The sequence below is a fragment of the Haloactinopolyspora alba genome (genome assembly GCF_003014555.1).
Classification (GTDB): domain Bacteria; phylum Actinomycetota; class Actinomycetes; order Jiangellales; family Jiangellaceae; genus Haloactinopolyspora; species Haloactinopolyspora alba.
On record NZ_PYGE01000046.1, the window covers coordinates 1 to 1,332 of the forward strand.

The 1,332-nt window shown below is 67.4% G+C and carries 1 protein-coding gene; it reads left to right on the forward strand.

The genetic code is table 11. The features are described from left to right. Nucleotides 1-269 precede the first annotated feature (269 nt). A complete protein-coding gene (locus CLV30_RS25790; protein WP_165358782.1) occupies nucleotides 270-1,316 on the forward strand; it encodes an IS110 family RNA-guided transposase in 1,047 nt (348 codons plus the stop codon). Nucleotides 1,317-1,332: the final 16 nt, after the last annotated feature.

A 1,332-nucleotide genomic window follows, 5' to 3' on the forward strand; every position in this document is an offset into this window, starting at 1 on the left:
GAACGTGATCTCTCTGGGAGGGTTGTGTGTGCCGGGTGCTGCTCGACGGGGTGGCCCTGGGTGATCACCGGGTGACTCGAACGTGATCTGCCTGCATCCGTGTGTGGCCTGCGTAATGGCGTGTCCATGGTGGTCAGAGCGGGGGCCGGGCCGGGAGTGACTTGATAGAAGCCTGGGGTTCGTGAGACCCCAAGAGAGGTATGTCCACCCGGTCCGGGCCCCTGCGGTGTCCGCCCGTCACTGACCAGGGACCGAACGGAACGCCTCCTATGCTGACAGTGGGAATCGACCCGCACAAGAAGACGCACACCGCAGTGATCATCGATCCCTCGGGGGATCGCCTCGGTCAGGCGGTGACCGTGCCCGACGACGCGGACGCGGTGGTGAAACTGCGCGAGTGGGCCAGCATCAACGCCAGTGGCCAGCCGGTGCGGTGGGCTATCGAGGACGGCCGGGGCATGGCCCGACGCCTGGCTACCGCGCTGGCCGTCACCGGCGAGTCGGTGGTGTGGGTGCCGGTACGGCTGATGGTCAAAGCCCGCAACCACACCGGCCCCAGGGGCAAGTCCGACAGCCTCGACGCGCTCGCCGTCGCGGTCGCCGCGCAGCGCCCGGACAACCAGAAATACCTTGCCCGCCACACCAGCGACGAGCCCGGCGCCGACCTCGCGCCGCTCGTGGATTACCGCGCCGACCTCGTCGCTCAACGCACCCAGCTCATCAGCCGGCTCCGATGGCGCCTGCACCAACTCGACGCGGGCCTGGAACCAGCATCGTTGACCACCCTGAAAGCCCCACACCACCTGGCCCAGCAGCTACACACCTACCCCACAGGGACCCTGCGTGACGTCCTACTGGCCAACTGCGACGACCTCGAACGCCTCACCACCAAGATCAACGATCTCGACCGGGACCTCGCCGCGCGCACCCACGACCTGTGCCCCACACTGCTCACCATCCCCGGCGTCGGACCCACCGTCGCCGCCACCATCATCGCCGAGATCGGCCACCCCGCACGCATCCGCAACGCCGCCGCGTTTGCCCGCCTCACCGGCACCGCCCCCATCGACGTCGCCACCAGCGGCACAGACCGACAACGCCTCGACCGCGGCGGAAACCGACGCCTCAACACCGCCATCCACACCGTCGCGCTCACCCAGGCCCGCCACCACGAACAAGCCCAAGCCATCATCACCAGACACCAACACCACAAAGGCCGACGCGGCGCCATGCGCATCCTCAAACGACACCTCACCGACGTCGTCTACCGCACACTCACCACCGACCTCACCACCAGCAACAACACCACCACTTGACATAGAAGCGTCATTC